The organism is Leisingera caerulea DSM 24564 (genome assembly GCF_000473325.1).
In the GTDB taxonomy this organism is placed as follows: Bacteria; Pseudomonadota; Alphaproteobacteria; order Rhodobacterales; family Rhodobacteraceae; genus Leisingera; species Leisingera caerulea.
In genome coordinates, this window is the sequence record NZ_KI421513.1 from 9258 (window position 1) to 10616 (window position 1359).

1 protein-coding gene is annotated in these 1359 nt (G+C 59.1%); it reads right to left on the reverse strand.

Going from position 1 to position 1359, the window contains the following annotated elements; all coding sequences use genetic code 11:
• A partial coding sequence (locus CAER_RS27765; protein WP_036797589.1) for a terminase gpA endonuclease subunit occupies positions 1 to 1359 on the reverse strand: 1359 nt, incomplete at both ends.

Genomic DNA, 1359 nt, shown 5'->3' on the forward strand with positions numbered 1-1359 from the left:
ACGATGATCACCCGGTGCCAGGAGTGCTTCTTGGCCCAATCCCAGACATCATCCGTATAGGTGCCGCCATCGATCGACAAAACGTCGAGCTTGACCTTGAACCCCAGTTCCGTCCGCCACTCCGCGGCCAGGTAAGCATCCAGGGTATCCCGGCATTCCTTGGTACTGATGTGGTGCGGAATGATCTTATAATGCACCGTCCAGCGCTGCCGGTTCCGGCAGAAGCACTTGAAATGAACTTCCGTGCGATCATCCTGACAGTCGACACCAGCGCTGAAGATGAATCCGGTGGCAGGTAGAATTCCCACTGGCAAAGGCCGGATGCCGTCTTCAATTTCGTCGGCATCCTCAACCCGGTTTTTCAGAACCTCCCAGTCCATCGAACCCGAAGATTGTTCATAGGCCAGTCCCAGAACATCGTTGAAGAACGTCTGTTCCGTCTCAGCCTCTACGGCCTGCTTTTTTTCCTCTGCGCTGGCGTTTCCTTCAGTCCGCGTCCAGCCCATGACCCGGGCGTATTCCTTGGCGATCGACGCCCAATCCCGCTGAGGCGCGTAAGCCCGCCACAGGAAGAACCCGGGATGGTCACCCTTCGGATTAGTTGCCCGCCAGCGGCCCTTGCGGACAATCTCTTCCTTGTGCTTGTGTTCAATCTTTCCCTGGCAGGGCTCGCAGCGGAAATGGGCATCCTCCAGATTTTCCGGATCAATGTTGGCGACAAAGTTCTCCCAGGTCAAAGCCGCCATGTGTCCGCAATGCGGGCAAGGCACCTCATAGACGCGCTGGTCGCTTCGCGCATAAGCCCGGTTGATCCGGCAGGTGCCCTTGATCAGCGGAGTCGACACCCGCAGGATCTTCGCTTCTTCGAAACCGCTGGCCCGGCTTTCCGCAAGGGCTTCCGGGTCGCCTTTATCCGTCATTTCGAACTTGGCGAGGTCATCCATGATGACCAGTCGGCGGGACGTGCCGGTCAAGTCGGCCGGGGAACCGGCAGAAGCAACTTTCAGGCTGCCGTCACGTGCAACGGTTTCCTGATTGAATTTCTGGTCGCGGTTCTCACCGCCAGCCAATCCGTCGCCGAAGATCCGCTTCAGATCCGGCGCCTGGCGCCGCATCGGCTTCCACTTGTTGTCCACCCACTCTGTGGCGGCCGACATGGTGGGATGAACCACCAGACTGTCCAGCGCGGTGCTGTTGTGCCAAGCCCCCAGCGTCGGCTGGATAATGGACACTGTTTTCCCCCACTGCGCCGAGCCGAGGATCGACACTTCCCGGCTGGGGTGTTCCGGTGAAAGAACCTCGTGGATCTCCCGCAGGAACGCAAAGCGTTCAATATCGAAAGGCCCCGGCATCGGCGAG